The organism is Goodfellowiella coeruleoviolacea, from assembly GCF_024171785.1.
In the GTDB taxonomy this organism is placed as follows: domain Bacteria; phylum Actinomycetota; class Actinomycetes; order Mycobacteriales; family Pseudonocardiaceae; genus Goodfellowiella; species Goodfellowiella coeruleoviolacea.
This window is the reverse complement of record NZ_JAMTCK010000014.1, coordinates 75,020-93,460: the sequence shown is the minus strand read 5'-3', so window position 1 is coordinate 93,460 and position 18,441 is coordinate 75,020. Positions and strand designations below refer to the sequence as shown.

Here is an 18,441-nt window from a genome sequence, read left to right as displayed (position 1 = left end):
GGCGGTGGTCAGAGCACGTGGGAGGCGATCAGGTGGCTCAGGGCTCGGACGTCGGCGCTGTCGCGGAACTCCAGGCGCACCTTGCCCAGTCCGCTGAACCACAGGTCGAGTTCGGTGTCCAGGTCGAAGGTGCCGGCGGTCTCCACCGAGAACGCCTGGATCTTGTTGTAGGGCAGGGAGGTGAAGTCGCGCTTGCGACCGGTCATGCCCTGCACGTTGACCGCGATCAGCCGCTTGTCGGTGAAGACGACAAAATCGCGAACGGACTTGAAGGTGAAGACGATCTGCTCACCGGGGATGATGATCGGCTCGACCGACGCGACGATGTCCTTCGGCTTGCACGGCGAGAGCTTGAAGACGGACGCCTTCTCGAAATCGATCACGCTTCTCGACTATAGGTGACGTTCCGGGCGGGGTCACGGAGTTCGCCGCGCCCGGAACACGCCGACGGGCGCGGCCGGCGTCCGTGGGGATGTCCAGGGCGGTGCCGTAGAGCCGGTTCGCCCGCAGGGTGATGGTCACGCGCCGGTCCGGCTCGGGCTGGCTGCCGTCCGCAGGTTCGGGCGTGGTCTCGACCACCTCGGCATCGCCCTCCACCACGGCGAAGGACCACATGTCGCCGCCATTCACGTGCAGCGCCACCCGGGGGTTGGCGCGGATCTGGCGGGCCTTGAGCCGGTCGGCGGTGGTGGAGACGCGGATGGTCCGCTCGTCGGCGTCCCACCGGTAGACCACGGTGGACAGCACCGCCAGTGCTGTCCACCGGTTGTGGCGGGGTGTTGTGACGGGTGTGTCGAGTGTGGACACCACGGTTCGGTCCTGTCCGCGCGGCACCAGGACGAACCGTAGCTGTTGTAGACAATCTCTTGCGGGTCTACTTGGTGTTCTCCCGGGCGCGCCGCGCCGCCCTCGGTGTTGCCACCGGGGTGGCCAGGTGGCCGGTGACCAGCAGGTTCAGCGCGTGCAGCAGGGCCTCGCGGTCCTTGTCGGGCAGCGACTGAAGGGCGGCGCGGTGCACGCCGTCAACGATCTGCTGGCTGCGCTTGGCGACCTCGGCGCCCTTCTCGGTGACGGCCACGATGCGGGCCCGCCGGTCCGTGCTGGACGGGCGGCGCTCGGCCAGGCCCGCCTTCTCCAGTGCGTCGACCGTGACGACCATCGTGGTCTTGTCCATGTCGCCGATCTCGGCCAGCTGGATCTGGGTGCGCTCCGCTTCCAGGGCGTGGACCAGCACGCAGTGCATGCGCGCGGTCAGGCCGATCTCGGCCAGTGCCGCGGCCATCCGCGTGCGCAGCACGTGGCTGGTGTGGTCCAGCAGGAACGACAGGTCGGACTCGGTGCGGGTGGGTGCCATCGCGGACATGCGGCCAGTCTACTGATCCGTTCCGTAACAGATTATCCACAAAAAATCTACTGGGTTCCCGGTGCGCGGGCACCGAGCGCACCGGGAACCCGGCCAGGTGCTCAGCCGCGCAGCCAGGCCGCGGTGTCGCCGGGGAGTTGGCCGTCCACCAGCGGGTCGCTGGTCAGCAGGACCTCGCCGGGCGGCAGGGCGACCGGGTGGTCGGCGAAGTTCACCACGCAGACCAGGCCGGCGCCCTTGCGGAAGGCCAGGACCCGGGACTCGTCGGCCACGGGCAGCCAGGCGAAGCGCTCGTCACCGCGGAAGCTCCGGCGCAGCCGGATGGCGGCGCGGTACAGCTCCAGGAAGGAGTCGGCCACGCCCTGCTGGGCCTGGGCCGCGTACCGCCCCCAGTCCGGCGGCTGGGGCAGCCAGCTGCCGCCGGGACCGAAGCCGAAGGAGGGGCCGTCGCTGGTCCACGGCAGGGGCACCCGGCAGCCGTCGCGGCCCTTGCTGGCGTGGCCGGTGCGCTCCCACATGGGATCGCGCAGCCGGTCCAGGGGCAGGTCCGCGACCTCGGGCAGGCCCAGTTCCTCGCCCTGGTACACGTAGGCCGAACCGGGCAGCGCCAGGGTGAGCAGGGCCGCGGCCCTGGCCCGCCGCCGCGCGGCCGGCTCGTCCACCTCGGGGCTGGTGCCGCCGCTGAGCAGCCAGGCCACCGTGTCGGTGCCGGCGGGCAGGCCGTAGCGGCTGCGGTGCCGGATGACGTCGTGGTTGGACAGCACCCAGGTGGTGGTGGCGCCGACCGAGGTCGCCCCGGCCAGGGACGCGTCGATCACGTCGCGGAAGGAGTCGGCGTCCCAGGCGCACCGCAGGTAGAAGAAGTTGAACGCCTGGTGCAGCTCGTCGGGCCGGATGTAGCGGGGCAGCCGGGACAGGCTCACCCCGGCCTCGGCAACGGTGGCCCTGGGCGGCTGGTACTCGTCGATGATCTTGCGCCAGGACCGGTAGATCTCGTGCACCTCGTCGCGGTCCCAGAACGGGTGGTCGCCGCCCTCGGGCGGCGCGTTCAGCGGCGCGGTGTCCAGACCGTGGGTGTCCCGCAGCGGCTCGACGAGGTCCTTGCGCAGGCCGTGCGCGACGTCGACGCGGAACCCGTCGACCCCCAGGTCCAGCCAGAACCGCAGGGTGTCCTCGAAGTCCGCGCGGACCTCGGGGTTGTCCCAGTTCAGGTCGGGCTGCTCGGCCGCGAAGATGTGCATGTACCACTGGCCGTCCGCGACCCGCGTCCAGGCGCCGCCGCCGAACTTGGACCGCCAGTCGGCTGGCGGTAACGAGCCGTCCGGGCCCCTGCCGTCCCGGAAGATGAACCGGTCCCTGGCCGGGGTTCCCGGGGCGGCGGCCAGCGCCTCCTGGAACCACGGGTGCTGGTCGGAGCAGTGGTTGGGCACGATGTCGACGATGACCCGGATGCCGCGCTGGTGGGCGCTGGCCAGCAGGGCGCGCAGGTCGTCGAGGGTGCCGTGGCGCGGGTCGACGTCGCGGTAGTCGGACACGTCGTAGCCGGCGTCGGCCCACGGCGACGGGTAGAAGGGCGTCAACCAGATCGCGTCGACCCCGAGGGCGGCCACGTGGTCCAGTTTGGACTCGATACCGCGCAGGTCGCCGATCCCGTCGCCGTCGGAGTCGGCGAAGCTGGGCACGTACACCTGGTACACCACGGCTTCCCGCCACCAGTTGGAGTCGTCGACCACGGCATCACCTTTCGTTGTCCTCGTCAGGGTTCTCGTCGGCCGGGCGGGAGTGGTCCCGGCCAGCCGAACACGTATGTCCTATGTGGACGTATGCTCAGGCCGAGGTCGCCCGCACCTGGACGCTGGCCTCGTGCCGGACCGGGAAGTTGACCGAGCTGGCGATGAAGCAGGAGCGGTGCGCCTGTTCGTGCAGGGCCATTGCCCGCTCGGCCATGCCGGCCTCGGCCACGCTCACCACCGGGTGCAGCACGACCTCGGTGAAGTGCCCGCCCTCCGGGGTCTCCCGCATCCGCCCGGTCGCGGCGTCCTGGTAGCCGGTGACCACGACACCGTTGCGCGCGCACAGTGAGAGGTAGGTGAGCATGTGGCATTCGGACAGCGACGCGACCAGCAGGTCCTCCGGGTTCCAGCGGTCCGGGCTGCCCCGGAACGCCGGGTCGGCGCTGGCCCTGATGGTCGGCTTGCCGGCCACCGCCACGTCGTGCGACCGGTCGTAGGTCCGGTACCCGGCGGTGCCGGTGCCGGTGTTCCCGGTCCACCGCACGGTGACCTGGTAGCTGTGCTCGGCGCTCATGGTGCCCCTCCGGTGTCGGGATCGGGTTGTGCGGCCAGGGTGGCCAGCACGTGGTCACGGGCGGCGGTCGCGGCCTCGGCCGGCCGGCCCTCGCTGATCGCGGTGATCAGCCGCTGGTGCTCCTCGTCCACTGTGGCCGGTCGGGCCGGCGCGGCCAGGGACGCCCGGGTGGAGACGATGATCTGGTCCCAGATCCGGTCCAGCATGGCCAGTGCCTGCGGGTTGTCGGCGAGCACGGCGACGTGCCGGTGGAAGGCGCGGTTGTGCCGCACCCCGGCGGCGAGGTCACCGCTGGTGGTGGTCTGGTCCGCCGCCTCGGCCAGCCGGGCCAGCCGGGTCAGGGCGGCCGGGGGGAGTTCTCCGGCCAGTTGGCGGTGCGCCGCCAGTTCCGCGGTGAGCGCTTCCAGTGCCGCCCGGATCCGGTAGGCGTCGGCCAGCGCCTTGCCGTCCAGCTCCACAATGGACACACCGCGGCGCTCGCCGCGCACCAGCCCGTCGCTCTCCAGCCGGTGCAGTGCCTCGCGGACCGGGGTGCGGCTGACCGTCAGCCGCACGCAGAGGTCCTGTTCGGTGATCCGCTGGCCGGGCGGGTAGGCCCCGGACACGATCAGCTCCCGCAGCCTGTCGTAGGTCGACTCCACACACCACCTCCGGTGATCGCATGCAACGTATACATTGCATGCAGTCGAGCGCAACATGTCGGCCGCGGCCGAAGTGTGCCGTCGCTACGGTGGCGCGGTGAGTGAGCCGACACCCCGCCGGGGTCTGGGAAGCCGCTACTACCTGCTGTTCACCGCGTATCTCGTCTCCAACGCGGGCACCTGGCTCTACCGGCTGACGCTGCCGCTGCTGGTGCTGCACCTGACCGGATCGGCGTTGCAGACGGCCGCGCTCTACGTCCTGGAGTACGGGCCGTTCCTGCTGCTGTCGCTGCCCGGCGGGGTGTTCGCCGACCGGTTCGACCGCAAGCGGCTGCTCATCGCGGGCGACGCCGTGGCCGGGGTGGTGGCGCTGGCCCTGGCCGTGTTCGTGTCCCTCGGGGTCACCGCGCTGCCGGTGATCTACCTGGTGGCGTTCGTGCTGGCCTGCGTGGAGCCGATCTACCACCCGGCGTTCCAGGGGTTGCTGCCCGACGTCGTGGCCGAGGACGAGTTGGACCGGGCCAACGCGCTGCTGCAGTCCAGCGACAACATCCTCAGCCTGGCCGGCCCGGTGCTCGCCGGCGGCCTGGTCGCGCTGGTCGGCTACGAGGCCGCGATCTACGTGGACGCCGGCTCGTTCGTGGTCAGCGCGCTGGTCATCGCCGCCATCCGGATCGGCGCGCGCGGCCAGGGCGGGAGCGGTCGGGGCAGGCGCGGGCGCGCGGCGGCGCCGGCCCGGTTCTCCGCCGACCTGCGCGAGGCCATGCACTACATCACCCGGGGCAACCGCACCCTGCTGGCCGGCAGCCTGCTGTTCACCGGCACCAACTTCGCCATCTGGCTGGTGCAGGCCAACCTGGTCTACTACCTGAGCACCTACCTGCACCTGTCGTCGTCACTGGTCGGCGTGGTGTTCGCCGCGCAGGGCGCCGGCGCGCTGCTGGGGTCGCTGCTCGCGCCCCGGGTGATCCGGTGGCTGGGCAACGGCCGCACCATCGCGGTGTCCACCATGACGGCCGGGCTGCTCACCGCGCTGCTCGCGGTGGCGCGCGACGTGGTCAGCGTCAGCCTGGTGTCCGCGGTGGTGTTCGCGCTCGGGTCGATGAACGTGGTCTCCTGGTTCACGCTGCGCCAGCGCATCGTCCCCCGGCACCTGCTCGGCCGGGTGGTCGCGGCGACCAGGATGCTCGCCTTCTCCAGCATCCCGGTGGCCTCGGCCGTGGCCGGCGGCATGGAGGACGCGCTGCACAACATGTACCTGGTGATCGTGATCGGCGCGGTGCTGCGGTTCGCCGTCGGCGCGGTGGGCTCGCGCACCAGCCTGGTGCGCCCGGTGGCCGCCGAGCCCGGGCCGGACCGGCCGGCCACGGCCGAGCAATCGTAGGGCCGAATAGTCGAACAGTGCCCACAACGAATGAACCAGAGTTCTGGGGATAACCGATGGGGAATAATTTAACCGAATTTCTCGTCCTTGACACGCCTTCGGCCCCTGGGTAGTTTCGCCCCTGTTGACGTGACCGCCCCGACACGGTGGTGGATCAATAAGCGTCACAACGGAGGTCTGGGGGATGAGTGATGCTGGGGAAAGATCTGTCGTAACGCCGAAATTTCCGGTTTTTCCTGGTGTTCGCGAAGCTGACCTGGTCACCGCGCTGGACGGAACAGTCGAGCGGCTGGCCGGTCTTGCTGGGCGATATCGTGGAAAAATAGGCCGGTTCGGTGCGGCGGATTTGTTGGCGGTGTTGCGGGAATGTGAAAGCGTTCTCGTGCCGCTGTATCGGGCGACGACATATGCCGAGGCGCGGCTGGCGGCCGACGCGGATGATTCCGCGGCCCTCGCGCTGCTCGATCTGTGCGAAACGCTCTGGGCGGAGGTCGCCGTTCGGGGTGATTTTGTCGAACGGGAAATCGGCGAGCTGGCCGACGAGCGGGTGGCCGCGCTGCTGGCCGACGCGGACCTGGCCGAGTACGCCAACCACGTGCGCAGGGTGCGCGCCGCCGCGGCCACCCAGCCGCCGGCCGAACTCGCCACCACCCTCGCCCGGCTGGACCCCACCGCCGGGTGGGAACGCCTGGCCCGGCAGCTGCTCGGGCGGATCACCGTGCGCCGGCGGGGCGAGGAGCTGAGCCTGGGCGCGGCCCTGCCCGGACTCTACGACCAGGACCGCGACCAGCGCGGGGCCGCGGTGGCGGCGATCACCGAGGCGCTCACCCCGGAAGTCGACCTGCGCGCCAGCGCGCTGGGGCTGCTCACCCAGGCCCGGCTGGCCCGTGACGCGGTCAGCGGGGTCACCGACTGGTGCACCTGGGAGCGGCAGAACAACCAGCTGGGCCACGGGGAACTGGCCGCGCTGCTGGACGCGGTGCGCGCGCACCGGCCCCTGGTGCACCGCTACTACCAGGCCAAGGCCGACCTGCTCGGCCACCCGTTGACCGACGCCGACCGCTACGCCCCCCTCGGCTCGCCACCGGACGCGGTGAGCTGGGCCGAGGCCTGCGAGGTCGTGCTGACCGCGTTCGCCCGGCTGGGCGGTGAGGTGGCCGCCCAGGCGCACCAGCTGATCGCCGGTGGCGCGGTCGACGCCCTGCCCCGGCCTGGCAAGCGCCGCGGCGCGCTGACCTTCGGGTTGCCGGGCGGCGACGCCTGGGTGCTGGTCAACTTCACCGGCCGGCCCCGGGACGTGCTGACCCTGGCGCACGAGCTGGGGCATGCCGTGCACACCCGGCTGGCCGGTGGGCACGGGCCGTTCAACGCCGCGGTGCCCACGGCGCTGGCGGAAACCGTGGGCCTGTTCACCGAGTCGCTGGCCGGCGAGGTGTACGCGGAACTCGCCACCGAGCCGGGCACGCGCACCGCACTGCTGGCCAGGCAGGTGGAGGACCAGTTGGTGGCCGCGTTCCGCCAGGTGGCGCTGCACGACTTCGAGGACGGCCTGCACCGGGTCGTGCGCGCGGGCGAGGTGCCCGACCACGACGAGCTGGGCGAGCTGTGGCTGCGCGAGCAGGCCGCCCTGTACGGGCCGGCCGTCACGCTGAGCGCCGGCTACCGCCACTGGTGGAGCTACCTGGACAACCTGTTCCTCGCGCCCGGCTCCCGGTTCGCCTACGCCTACGGCCAGCTCGCGGCGTCCGCGCTGCTGGCGAGCCACCACGAGGACCCGGCGGCGTTCCGGGTCCGGTTCGAGAACCTGCTCCGCGCGGGCGCCAGCGCACCACCAGCGGTGCTGCTGCGCCCACTCGACCCGCGCCGGCCCGATCCGGACGACCCGGACGGCTGGCACGCGGGACTGGCCGCCCTGCACGAGCACGTCGCGGCGTTCGTGCGGCACGCGGCACCGGCTTCCCCGGTCCTCGGCGGCTGACGCCGGGGGCGGGGGAGAACGCACAACGACCACGAACGGAGGTGAACCGCCATGACCATCACCGTGCGCATTCGCAAGACCAGCATCGCTTCCGGCGCCGTCGAGGGCTGAGAACGATGACCGGAGCCGCTGGTGGGCGGCTGATCAGCGGCCCACCAGCGGGCTGGCCGGGAGACCGCCCGTCCTGCCACAGACCCCGGCGGTTCCCGACACCACCACCATCATCGCACCAGTCCCGGCCGCGCGCGGGCCAGTTCCGATCACGAAGGTTCGTCGCGAAGAGGGGTTCCCAGTGAACGACGCAGTGCTGCCCAAGCTGAAGCACATGACGCCGGCCTTCCCCGGCGACGGCATCGTCTACGTCGGCGGCTACGGGCAGGTCGCCGAGATACCGGACGAGACCGGTGCGATCCGCCGGCTGTTCGAGCTGCTCGACGGCACCAGGACCATTCCGCAGGTGCACCACGACCTGGCCGCCGACCACCCCGAGGTCACCCTCGACGAGGTGCGCGAGGCCATCACCCAGTTCGACGAGGCCGGTTTCCTGATCAACGAGGCGGTCACCCCGGACGGGCTGCTCGACGACTACGAGCTGGCCCGCTGGGAGCGCAACGTCAACTTCTTCGGCTCGTTCTGCGGCCTGGCCGACAACAAGTACGCCCAGCAGCGCAAGCTGCTCGACGCGCGGGTGACCCTGCTGGGCCTCGGCGGACTCGGCTCGCACATCCTGCTGGACCTGGCCGCCATGGGCGTCGGCCACGTGCGCGTGGTCGAGTTCGACCGCGTCGAACTGTCCAATTTGAACAGACAGATCCTCTACCGGGACAGCGACGTCGGCCAACCCAAGATCGACCTCGCGGTCGAGCGGGTGCGGTTGTTCAACCCGCGCATCCAGATCGAGAAGGTGCCGAGGAAGATCGAGTCCACACAGGACGTGTTGGCCGCGGTGTCCGACGCGGACGTGGTGATCTCCGTGGCCGACCGGCCCAAGATGGAGATCAACCACTGGGTCAACGAGGGCTGTGTGCGGGCCGGCGTGCCGCTGATCACCGGCGGCCTGGACACCCAGCGCGCGGTCTACTACACGATCATCCCCGGTACCACCGGCTGCATCGAGTGCTGGCGGCTGGGGGTGTTCCGGTCCGACGAGGTGTCGGCGACGCTGCTGGCGGAGAAGCGGGAACGCCAGATCGGCGGCGACAACGCCGCGTTCGTGCCCCTGGTCACCCTTACCACCGGCCTGCTCATCGCCGAGTTCGTCCGGCTGGTCACCGGCATCGCCCCGCCCGTGGCGGCCGGCCGGCTGATCCAGCTCGGCTTCGGCGACTCGGAACTGACCGAGTACGAGCGCTGGGAGCGCCTGCCCGACTGCCCGGTCTGCGGCCCCGCCGCCCAGCCGAGCCCGACCAGCGCGGCCACGGCCACCTCGACCACCTGACCGGCGCGGACCGCCCGCGGCACGGTACCTGCCGTGCCGCGGGCGGTGTCGTGTCTGCTGCCACCTCGGCACACCAACGGCACGTCCCCTTGACAAATAAATTTGTCGGTGTGACGGTGTGCCAGTGCACGATGTGGCGGTGATCGACGATCCCGGGGCGGCCGAGGTCTCGTTAGACCCGGTGCGCGCCAGGCTGTTGGCCGAGCTGGCCGAACCCGGCTCGGCGACCACGCTGGCCCAGCGGGTCGGGCTGACCAGGCAGAAGGTCAACTACCACCTCCGCGAGCTGGAGCGGCACGGCTTGGTCGAACTCGTCGAGGAGCGGCGCAGGGGCAACTGCACCGAGCGCGTGCTGCGGGCCACTGCGGCCTCGTACGTGATCTCGCCGAGCGTGCTGGCCGCGGTCGAGCCCGATCCGAGGCGGTCGCCGGACCGGCTGTCCGCGCGCTGGCTGCTGGCGGTGGCCGCGCGGCTGGTGCGCGACGTGGGCGAGCTGCTCACGGGTGCGGCCAAGGCCCGCAAGCGGGTCGCGACGTTCGCCATCGACGGCGAGGTCCGGTTCGCCTCCGCCGCCGACCGGGCCGCGTTCGCCGAGGAGCTGACCGGGGCGGTGACCTCGCTGGTCGCCAAGTACCACGACGCGTCGGCGCCCGGTGGGCGGGCGCACCGGATCGTGGTCGCCGTGCATCCGACGGTACGACGAGAGGAGAAGGTTGACCATGTTCGTTCCGGTGACCAGCATCCTGGTCGATGACCAGGACAAGGCCCTGGCGTTCTACACCGACGTGTTGGGTTTCGTGAAGAAGACCGAGATCCCGGCCGGTGACGCCAAGTGGCTGACGGTGGTCTCGCCCGAGGCGCCGGACGGGGTCGAGCTGCTGCTCGAACCGGACGGCAACCCCGGCATCCAGATCAACGGCGAGCCGGCCGCGCGGGTGTACAAGAAGACGCTCTACGACGCGGGCATCCCGTTCACCATGCTCGGCACCAGGGACCTGGCCAAGGACTACGAGCGGATGAAGGCACACGGCGTCCGGTTCACCCAGGAGCCGACCGAGACCGATTTCGGTGCCCAGGCGGTGTTCGACGACACCTGCGGCAACCTCATCGTGCTCGTCCAGCAGGACTGACCGAGGTGGACGAGCGCCGGCGCCTGGCCAAGGAGGTCGAGCTGGCCGCCACCCCGGACCAGGTCTGGCAGGCGATCGCCACCCCGGAGGGCATGTCGCTCTGGTTCGTGCCGCACGAGCACAGCGGCGCGGAGATCGAGGCGGACTTCGGTGGTGGCAACACGCAGGCCGGCCAGGTGCTGGAGCGGGAGCCGGGCAGGCGGGTGGTCTACGGAGCGCCCGGCCCGGACGGCGAAGCACCGACGGAGATCGAGTTCCTGGTGGAGGGCAGGGAGAGCGGCAGCCCGGACCGACCGGCGAGCACGGTGCTCCGGCTCGTCCAAAGTGGATTCTTCGATGGCGACGACTGGGCGGCCGAGTACGACGGTTTCGGCAAGGGGTGGGACGTGTTCCTGCACAACCTGGCCGAGTACTTCCGGCACTTCGCCGGGCTGCCGGTGACCAACGTGGTCGCCACCGGGTTCACCGACCTGCCCGGCGAGGCCGTGTGGGCTGAGCTGACCGCGCTGCTCGGCGCGGAGCCGGCGCTGGGCGAGCGGGTGCGCCTCACCCCGACGGGCCTCGAACCCGTCGCGGGTGTGGTGGACCTGCGCGAGAGGCTGCTGCTCGGCATCCGCACCGAGCACGGCTTCTACCGCTTCCTGGTCGACGACCTGCACCACATGGTGAGCACGACCCAGTACTTCTACGGCGTCGCGGTGGACCGCGCGTCCCGCACCGCCGCCTGGCAGGCCTGGATCGACCGCCTGACCCGGAGATGACGCGGGTGCGCGGGACCACCCAGCTGCCCGGTCAGTCCGATCTGGACGAACGCCTGCTCGGTGCTGGCCGGGCGGTGGTGGGTGATGACGCGGGTGCACGTGGTCGCGGGGACGTCGCCACGAGCGCCGGGGCGGGTGCGGGCATCGATTTGTGCCTGCACCTGGTTCGCCAGGACCACGGGCCGGCGCACGCCGCGCTGATCGCGCGGCACATGGTGATGCCGCCGCACCGCGAGGGCGGTCAGGCGCAGTACGTGCCGACCCGACCGCCCGGTGACGAGTTGGACGGCCTGCTCGCCTGGGCCAGCCAGCGTCTCGCGACCCCGCTGTCCGTGGCTGACCTGGCCGCGCACCTCGGCGTGTCACCGCGCACGCTGGCCCGCCGTTTCGTCGAGCGGCTCGGCACGAGCCCGGGTGCGTGGCTGCTGTCGCGCCGGGTCGCCGAGGCGCGCACCCTGCTGGAGAGCACGGACGACACCTGCGGCAACCTCGTCGTGCTCGTCCGGCAGGACTGACCGAGGTGGCCGAGCGCCGGCGCCCGGCCACTTGTCAGAGCGCGCCGGCCAGTGGCTGATCACGTTCGTCATGGCTCGTTGACCGCTCGGCTGCGACGCCCGCTGAGCCGCGTTCCTGCTCCTTCTCGGTGGCGACGGCGGCGGTGGCGAGGAGCGTCGCACCGGTGAGGCTGCCCCAGAGGGCGGCCGAGCCGTGGGCGGCGAGCGCGGTGATGACCGCAGGGGAGACGGCGAGACCGAAGCCGGTGGAGAGCTGGAAGCGGGCGAGGGCGCGTCCCAGGACGTGGGCCGGGGCGAGGGCGGTGACCAGCGCGGTGGCGCTGCCGGCGTAAATGATCTCGCCGATGGTGCAGACCACGGACACCGCGGCGACGGCCGGGGCGGCCCAGCCGGGTGCCAGTGAGGTGGCCGCGAGGAAGCCGAGGTAGGACGCGGCGAGCACCACGCCGGCGAGAGCCAGCACGCTCCGCCGGGACAAGCGGGACAGCAGGACGGTGACCGGCACCTGCAGGGTGACCACCAGCACCGTGTTCGCCACGAAGATGGCTCCCGACCACGCCGGGGACGCGTGCAACTGGGTCACCAGGACCAGGGGGAGCGCGATTTCGGGGACGTTGAGGCAGAAGACGTAGATGACGTTGCCGGCCAGCAGCGCGCGCATCCGGGGTGCCGGCCCGGCGGCGCTGTCCCCGGCCGGGGTGGCGGCCGGTCGCGTGCGCACGTGGACCGACCAGGTCAGGGCCGCCGCGGCGAGGTAGGCGAGCCCGGTGACGGCCGCCAGCGCCTGCAACGCGGTGGTGCCGCCCGCCAGGCACGCGGTGGCCAGCAGGGCGCCCACGCCCAGGCCGGCGTTGCGCAGGGCGCGGCCGGCCGCGAGAGCGGCGTCGCGTTCCCGGCCGTGCGCGACCGTGGCCACGAGGGCGGCGTGCGCGGCCGGCCATGCCTGGTTGCCGATGCCGAGGAAGAGCGCCGCCGCCGCGAACAGCCAGATGTTGCCGGTCGGGGTGGCCAGCAGCAGCGCCACGCCCAGCACCCGCACCAGCATCGACGCCGCCACGACCGTGCTGCGCGCGCCCCGGTCCAGCCAGCGGCCCACTGCGGGCATGCACACCAGGGCCGCCACGATGCCGACCGTCATGGCGGTGCCGGTGACCGGCGCGGACAGCCGCAGCACCGTCACCCCGTAGAGCAGCAGGAAGGGCCGCAGCAGGCCGGTGCCGAGCGCGTCCACGGCCAGGGCGACGGCGTAGCGGGGCCCGCCGGAGGCCCGGACGAGGGCGCGCGGCTGGACCTTGGTGGTGGTTGCCATGTCGTTGACGGTGCGACCGCCCGCCCGGCTGACCGCGTCGATTGACGAACACCGTCAACCGACGCGGTCGTCGCCCATCCGACCAGCGAGAATGACGGGATGACGTTGAGGATCGACATCAGCGGCCCACCCACCGGCCGACTGCGGTTCGCCGTCTCCCCGCTGGCCGAGCTGACCGCGATGTTGCACGTGCTGGCCGAACCCGGGCACCACCCCCGGCTGGCCGGCTGGGCCGGGGACGTCTGGGCCGGGCTGCCGCCGGAGCTGGCCGAGCGGTTGCGGGAGGCGGAGTTCCTCTGGCGTTCCTCACGAGCCGACTTCCTGGTCCCCGCCCGACCCCGGCAGACCCTCGCCGAGGAGTTGGACGATGTGGACCGGATCGACGACGAAACCTATGTGACCGCGGCGCTCATCACCACCTGCGGCAACAACCGGGTCCACTTCGCCGCGCCGTCACCACTCGCCGACGCGGCCGCGCGCGAGCGGGCCCTGGACCTGGCCCAGGCCCGGGGCGCGCTCCAGGAGGCCTTCGCGGAACGGCTGCTCGCGGACCCGGCGGCCGTGCGGGCGCGCGTGCGGGACACCCTCGAACAGTGCGCCGAGGCCTTCTTCGGCGCCGCCTGGTCGGGCGTCGCCGGGCGACTCGCCACCGACCTGCGCCTGAAGAACGACCTGCTGAAGCGCCAGGGCATCGCGGCGGCACTCGCGTCGGTCTCCGGCGCCGTCACCCTGGCGCCGGACGGCGACCGCGTCATCGTGGACAAGTTGCAGGACCGATCGATCGACGCCCACGGCACCGGGGTCACCTTCCTACCCACCGTGTTCGGTCACCCACACCTGGTGGTGATCCACGCGCCCGGGTGGCAGCCGGTGGTGCAGTACCCCGTCGCCGAGCCGAGTCCGGCGCAGCCGGTGTCGCTGGAAACGGTCACGCTCCGGCTGGAGGCGCTCGCGCACCCGGTGCGGCTGCGGCTGCTGCGCACCCTGGCCCGCGGCGCGCACACCACCGGTGAGCTGGCGCACGCCTGGGAACTCTCGCCCCCGGAGGTTTCCCGCCACCTCGCCGTCCTGCGCCGCGCGGGCCTGCTCACGGCCCAGCGACAGGGCCGTTACGTCCGTTACACCGTCAACCTGCCCGATCTGACGGCGCTGGGGGCTGACCTGCTGGCGGCCGTACTGCGCTGAGCAGCCCCGCACTCCGCGAAGCGGGGCCGGGCTGGACGGAAGTCCTTGTGGTTCCTGGGACTTGTGGTGCCCGGGATCTGTGGTGCCGGGGACCTGTGGTGCCTGGGGCTGTCCGCCTGCCCGGCCAGTCCGATCTGGACGAACGCCTGCCCGGCCGGTCCGATCGGGACGAACGCCTGCTCGGAGCTGGCCGGGCGCGGATCCGTCGCGGGCTCAGCCCTCGGGGTAGAAGATGAACAGCGTGCAGCCCGTGGTGGTCGCGGGGACGTGCCACGAGCCGGCCGGGGCGTGCAGGAACGTGCCGGCCGGGTAGTCCCGGGCACCGTCGTTGAACGTGCCCGAGACCACGAACACCTCCTCCGGGCCGGGCTCGTGCACGTCGCGGCGCGGCCACGACGTGCCCGGGTCCATCTCCAGCACGTCGGCGTGCGCCCCGTTCGGACCTGTCCACAGTGGACGATGCCGGATGCCGGGGAAGACCTCGTTGACCGGTGCTTCCTCGACGGACACGGACGTGTAGCCCTGCTGGGCGAGGATCTCTGGATGCATGCCCTGACGATGCCGCGCGCGGGACGTGGCGGACCAGTGTCGACAAAGACACCTTGGGGTACTTTCTTGCCATGCATCGTGTGGTGGCGCTGGTGCGGCCGGTGCAGTCGACGTTCGAACTGGGCTGCGCCGCCGAGGTGTTCGGCATGGCCAGGGCCGGGGTGCCCCGGTACTACGAGTTCGAGGTGTGCGCGGAAAAACCCGGCCAGGTGCCGACCACCGCCGGGTACGCGATGTCGGTGTCGAAGGGCCTTGCCGCGCTCGACACCGCGGACACCGTGATCATCCCGGGGTGGTCGCCGGTGGAGGCGCCGCTGCCCACCCGGGTGCGCCGCGCGCTGCTGCGGGCGCACGCCCGAGGAGCGCGGCTCGTCTCGATCTGCTCGGGGGTGTTCGCGCTGGCCCGCACCGGGCTGCTGGACGGCCGCTCGGCCACCACGCACTGGGAGCGCGCCGAGCAGCTGCGGCGGGAGTTCCCCCGGGTGCGCGTGGCGACCGACGTGCTCTACGTGGACCACGGGGACGTCGCCACGAGCGCCGGGGCGGGTGCGGGCATCGATTTGTGCCTGCACCTGGTTCGCCAGGACCACGGGCCGGCGCACGCCGCGCTGATCGCGCGGCACATGGTGATGCCGCCGCACCGCGAGGGCGGTCAGGCGCAGTACGTGCCGACCCGACCGCCCGGTGACGAGTTGGACGGCCTGCTCGCCTGGGCCAGCCAGCGTCTCGCGACCCCGCTGTCCGTGGCTGACCTGGCCGCGCACCTCGGCGTGTCACCGCGCACGCTGGCCCGCCGTTTCGTCGAGCGGCTCGGCACGAGCCCGGGTGCGTGGCTGCTGTCGCGCCGGGTCGCCGAGGCGCGCACCCTGCTGGAGAGCACGGACCTGCCGGTGGAGGCGATCGCGGTCCGCGTCGGCCTCACCTCGGCGGTCAACCTGCGCCGCCGCTTCCGCGCCCTGGTGGGCACGACCCCGGGCGCCTACCGGCGGGCGTTCCGGGGCTCGACGATGCGGCCCGTGGCATAACAGTTGTCCAGCAAAACCCCAGTCACCGGGTCAATTTCGCCCTAGTCCGCGCTCTCGCGTTGTTCGTACGGTCGGCTGCGTTCGCACTGCCCGTACCCAGACACGCGGATGACGCGTCGACTTGCTGGCGGAGAGGGAACAACTATGAGAAGACCCAGATGGCTGACGGCGCTCGCCCTGGCCGTGACATTGGTGGTGGCGGGGACCGCCCAACCGGCGGAGGCGGCCGGGGAAGCGTGTGCCACGGCCGGATCGAGCTTCGACAGCCAGACGATCGCGGCGGGGACGGCGGGGTTGCGGATGGGGTGTGCCCGTGACGCGGGTGCGCTGCGGTCGCTGGCGAGCAGTGACACCGACCTGGTGGCCGCCATCGATTTCAACACCTCGCCCGGACCGGACGTGTGGCAGCATCAGATGCGACAGGTGGTCGACACGGTCCGCGCCGACCAGAGCAAGGGGCTCACGCTCAGCGAGTCGTTGACCCTGATGGCGCAGCGGAACAGTGTGGGGTTCTACGAGCGGCAGAGCGGCGTCCGGTACAACGGCAGCATCCAAATCGTCGGCGACAGTCTGGTCATCGTCGCACCCGCGGGTGAGGTGAGCACCGCGGCGAACTGGTGGCAGAAGTTCATCGCCTCCACGGTCGGGGTGGCCGTGTCACTCGTGGTCGTACCGTTGTGCACGCTCTTCTTCGCCCCCGGGGCGGTCATCGCCGTACTGATCTGCGGGGCCGTCGGCGGTGGGCTGGGCGGGCTCATCACCGAACTGATGAACGCCTACTTCGACGGGCGGTCGCTCGGTGACGGGGATGTCTGGGCGGAGGCGGTTGCCGTCGCGGTGGTGGGCGCGCTGACCGGGGGGTTCCTCGGGAGCATGCTCAAGTGGGCCAACGCCCAGGCGGGCTCGGTGGTCAGCGCCGTGCAGGAAACCACGCGGAACTTCATCACCCGGCTCGGTTCGTGGTCGAATCCGCTGCCGTACATCCAAGGGCTGCTCAACGGTGACTTCGCACGCAAGCTCGTCGAGAACCTCGTGCGGCTGGCGGAGCGGGGTGTCGGAGATGTCGCCTGGCCGTCGACGATTCGGGTGATGGTGGTCGGCGACTCGATCAGTCAGGGCCACGAGGGCGACTACACCTGGCGCTACCGGTTGTCGCAGTGGTTCCAGGAGAACCACGTCGGGGTCGACTTCGTGGGGCCCTATCACGGCACGTTCACCCCGGACCAGCCCGCCCCGCCGAAACCGCCGCTCCTGCCGGGTGAGAAGCCGCAGAGCGAGGGGATCCGCGTCAACGGCGGGTACGCGGCCGGAGTCGCCTTCGACAGCGACCACTTCGCACTCTGGGGCAAGCAGGCCGCGCAGATGAAGAACGAGATCCGCGCGCAGGTCGCGACCTATCAGCCGGATCTCATCCTGCTCGCGCTCGGCTTCAACGACATGGGCTGGTTCGTCAGCGACGAGGCGGGCACGCTGGACAGCGTCGAGTCCATCGTCGACCAGGTTCGCGCGGCCAAGCCGGATGTCCACTTCGCGCTGGCCAATGTGCCGCACCGGTCGAGGCTCGGCGGCCGGGAGGACCTGATCGAGAAGACCGACAAGTACGCGCGGCTGCTCGACGACGCCACCGCGCGGTGGAACAAGGGCATCTCCCGAGTGGAACTGGTCGACTGGATGACCGCCTACTCCTGTTCCCCCGACAGCTGTCCGGCCGCCTACGACGGCCTGCACCCCAACTCGCTCGGCGAAGTCCAGCTCGCCGGAGCCTTCGCGGGGACCCTGCACGACAAGTACGGGCTGGGCGAAGATCGCGGTCCCGTTCCGCCGGGCCAGTTGCCGGTCCGGCCGACCCCGGCGCCGACCAACCTGAAGGCGGTGTCCAGCCCGCTCGGGGTGACCGTCACCTGGGACCCGGTGTACGGGGCATTCGGCTACGACGTGCGGTCGCGGATCGCCGGCCAGACAACCTGGAGTGAGGGGCGCACCAACACCAACCGGACCGACACCACGTGGACCGTTGACGGCATCCAGTGGGAATACCAGGTGCGCACCGTCGGCGGTGACGACGTCAAGGGACCCTGGACGGAAACGGTCAGCGCGGTCGCCCACCCGCAGACGGCCCCGCCGCCGCAGAACATCATCAGCCGGCCCGTCGACCGCAACAGCATCGAGGTCGAGATCACCCCACCCACCGGCCCGTACACCGACACCATCGACCGGTACGGGCTGCTGCTGTTCGACAAGGACGAGCCCGGTGCCTTTCTCACTGGTACCGGGTTCCGCGGCAACCGGGTGCGGGTCGACGGACTGGACGGGGGCCACCACTACAGCGTCGCGGTCGTCACCTGGAACGCCGTCGGCGGTGGTCTGCCCGGGGGAGCCCGGCCGGTGACGGTCGGCGCCAGCACGCCACCGGCACCGACCAATCTGCAGGTGAGCACCATGGATCCGACCACGGTGGAGCTGAACTGGCGGGGTTCGCTGGAGGCGGCCGGCTACCGGCTGTGGGTGCAGAACATCAACGAGAGCGGCTCCACCCCGCACGCCGACGAGAACATCATCGACGGCACCAAGTACGGCGTCGCCTTCCTGTTCCCGGGCGTGTGGAACTACAAGTTCTGCGTGACGGCCGTCAACGGCGCCTACGAGTCCGCGAGGTCCAACTGCGTGATTCCGGACCGCCCGGTCGGCAGCGCGGCGAGCGCCCAGTCGAGCACCCGCCCCGAGGCGCCGGCCAACGCGATGGACGCCAATCCGTTCGCCGCGGTGGTGAACCCGGACGGCACGAGAGGTCCCGTTCCCGTCGATGTCGCCGTCAGCGGGGGTGATCGATAACCGGAGCTGTGGTGGAGCGGCGGC

At 71.4% G+C, this 18,441-nt stretch carries 17 protein-coding genes and 1 pseudogene; 10 read left to right on the top strand and 8 right to left on the bottom strand.

The window, feature by feature from the left end:
- Positions 1-8: 8 nt before the first annotated feature.
- The 6 genes from LX83_RS27225 to LX83_RS27200 all read right to left on the bottom strand — a co-directional run bounded on the left by LX83_RS27225 (position 9) and on the right by LX83_RS27200 (position 4,311).
- Complete coding sequence (locus LX83_RS27225; protein ID WP_253776415.1) at positions 9-383, bottom strand: PH domain-containing protein; 375 nt, start codon at positions 381-383, stop codon at positions 9-11.
- Positions 289-747: a pyridoxamine 5'-phosphate oxidase family protein gene (locus LX83_RS27220; protein ID WP_253776413.1), complete on the bottom strand. Its 459-nt coding sequence runs from the start codon at positions 745-747 to the stop codon at positions 289-291. Before LX83_RS27220 ends, LX83_RS27225 begins: the two co-directional genes overlap by 95 nt.
- A gap of 127 nt (positions 748-874) precedes the next feature.
- Positions 875-1,363, bottom strand: coding sequence for a MarR family winged helix-turn-helix transcriptional regulator (locus tag LX83_RS27215; RefSeq protein ID WP_253776411.1), 489 nt, complete (start codon positions 1,361-1,363; stop codon positions 875-877).
- A gap of 101 nt (positions 1,364-1,464) precedes the next feature.
- Positions 1,465-3,096 (bottom strand): glycoside hydrolase family 13 protein, encoded by a 1,632-nt coding sequence (locus LX83_RS27210; RefSeq protein WP_253776409.1) that lies wholly within the window; start codon positions 3,094-3,096, stop codon positions 1,465-1,467.
- A gap of 94 nt (positions 3,097-3,190) precedes the next feature.
- Positions 3,191-3,670, bottom strand: coding sequence for an OsmC family protein (locus LX83_RS27205; protein WP_253776407.1), 480 nt, complete (start codon positions 3,668-3,670; stop codon positions 3,191-3,193).
- On the bottom strand, positions 3,667-4,311 hold the full coding sequence (locus LX83_RS27200; RefSeq protein WP_253776405.1) for a GntR family transcriptional regulator: 645 nt from the start codon (positions 4,309-4,311) through the stop codon (positions 3,667-3,669). Before LX83_RS27200 ends, LX83_RS27205 begins: the two co-directional genes overlap by 4 nt.
- A gap of 97 nt (positions 4,312-4,408) precedes the next feature.
- On the opposite strand from LX83_RS27200, the gene LX83_RS27195 reads away from it, so the two are divergent.
- The 7 genes and pseudogenes from LX83_RS27195 to LX83_RS27165 all read left to right on the top strand — a co-directional run.
- Complete coding sequence (locus LX83_RS27195) at positions 4,409-5,695, top strand: MFS transporter (RefSeq protein WP_253776403.1); 1,287 nt, start codon at positions 4,409-4,411, stop codon at positions 5,693-5,695.
- 382 nt (positions 5,696-6,077) lie between these two features.
- Positions 6,078-7,673: a M3 family metallopeptidase gene (locus LX83_RS27190; RefSeq protein ID WP_253776401.1), complete on the top strand. Its 1,596-nt coding sequence runs from the start codon at positions 6,078-6,080 to the stop codon at positions 7,671-7,673.
- A gap of 292 nt (positions 7,674-7,965) precedes the next feature.
- The gene (locus LX83_RS27185) at positions 7,966-9,111 is read left to right on the top strand and encodes a HesA/MoeB/ThiF family protein (protein WP_253776399.1); all 1,146 of its coding nucleotides are present in this window, start codon (positions 7,966-7,968) and stop codon (positions 9,109-9,111) included.
- 124 nt (positions 9,112-9,235) lie between these two features.
- Complete coding sequence (locus tag LX83_RS27180) at positions 9,236-9,865, top strand: ArsR/SmtB family transcription factor (RefSeq protein ID WP_253776397.1); 630 nt, start codon at positions 9,236-9,238, stop codon at positions 9,863-9,865.
- Positions 9,831-10,241 (top strand): VOC family protein, encoded by a 411-nt coding sequence (locus tag LX83_RS27175; protein ID WP_253776395.1) that lies wholly within the window; start codon positions 9,831-9,833, stop codon positions 10,239-10,241. The genes LX83_RS27180 and LX83_RS27175 overlap by 35 nt, the downstream gene beginning before the upstream one ends.
- 5 nt (positions 10,242-10,246) lie before the next feature.
- The gene (locus tag LX83_RS27170) at positions 10,247-11,002 is read left to right on the top strand and encodes an SRPBCC family protein (protein WP_253776393.1); all 756 of its coding nucleotides are present in this window, start codon (positions 10,247-10,249) and stop codon (positions 11,000-11,002) included.
- Between the two features lie 107 nt (positions 11,003-11,109).
- Positions 11,110-11,475: pseudogene (locus LX83_RS27165) on the top strand (GlxA family transcriptional regulator); the annotation flags it as partial.
- Between the two features lie 76 nt (positions 11,476-11,551).
- On the opposite strand, the gene LX83_RS27160 reads toward LX83_RS27165, so the two are convergent.
- Complete coding sequence (locus LX83_RS27160) at positions 11,552-12,826, bottom strand: MFS transporter (protein ID WP_253776391.1); 1,275 nt, start codon at positions 12,824-12,826, stop codon at positions 11,552-11,554.
- 99 nt (positions 12,827-12,925) lie between these two features.
- On the opposite strand from LX83_RS27160, the gene LX83_RS27155 reads away from it, so the two are divergent.
- Positions 12,926-14,011, top strand: a complete 1,086-nt coding sequence (locus LX83_RS27155; RefSeq protein ID WP_253776389.1) for a DUF5937 family protein — start codon at positions 12,926-12,928, stop codon at positions 14,009-14,011.
- A 213-nt stretch (positions 14,012-14,224) separates the two neighbouring features.
- Here the strand turns inward: LX83_RS27155 and LX83_RS27150 are convergent, their stop codons facing one another.
- Positions 14,225-14,560: a cupin domain-containing protein gene (locus LX83_RS27150; RefSeq protein ID WP_253776387.1), complete on the bottom strand. Its 336-nt coding sequence runs from the start codon at positions 14,558-14,560 to the stop codon at positions 14,225-14,227.
- Between the two features lie 71 nt (positions 14,561-14,631).
- Between LX83_RS27150 and LX83_RS27145 the strand changes: the two genes are divergently transcribed.
- Both LX83_RS27145 and LX83_RS27140 read left to right on the top strand, forming a co-directional pair.
- Positions 14,632-15,585, top strand: a complete 954-nt coding sequence (locus LX83_RS27145; protein ID WP_253776384.1) for a GlxA family transcriptional regulator — start codon at positions 14,632-14,634, stop codon at positions 15,583-15,585.
- 108 nt (positions 15,586-15,693) lie between these two features.
- Entirely contained in the window at positions 15,694-18,417 is a 2,724-nt protein-coding gene (locus tag LX83_RS27140) for a fibronectin type III domain-containing protein (protein WP_253776382.1), read from the top strand.
- Positions 18,418-18,441 lie beyond the last annotated feature (24 nt).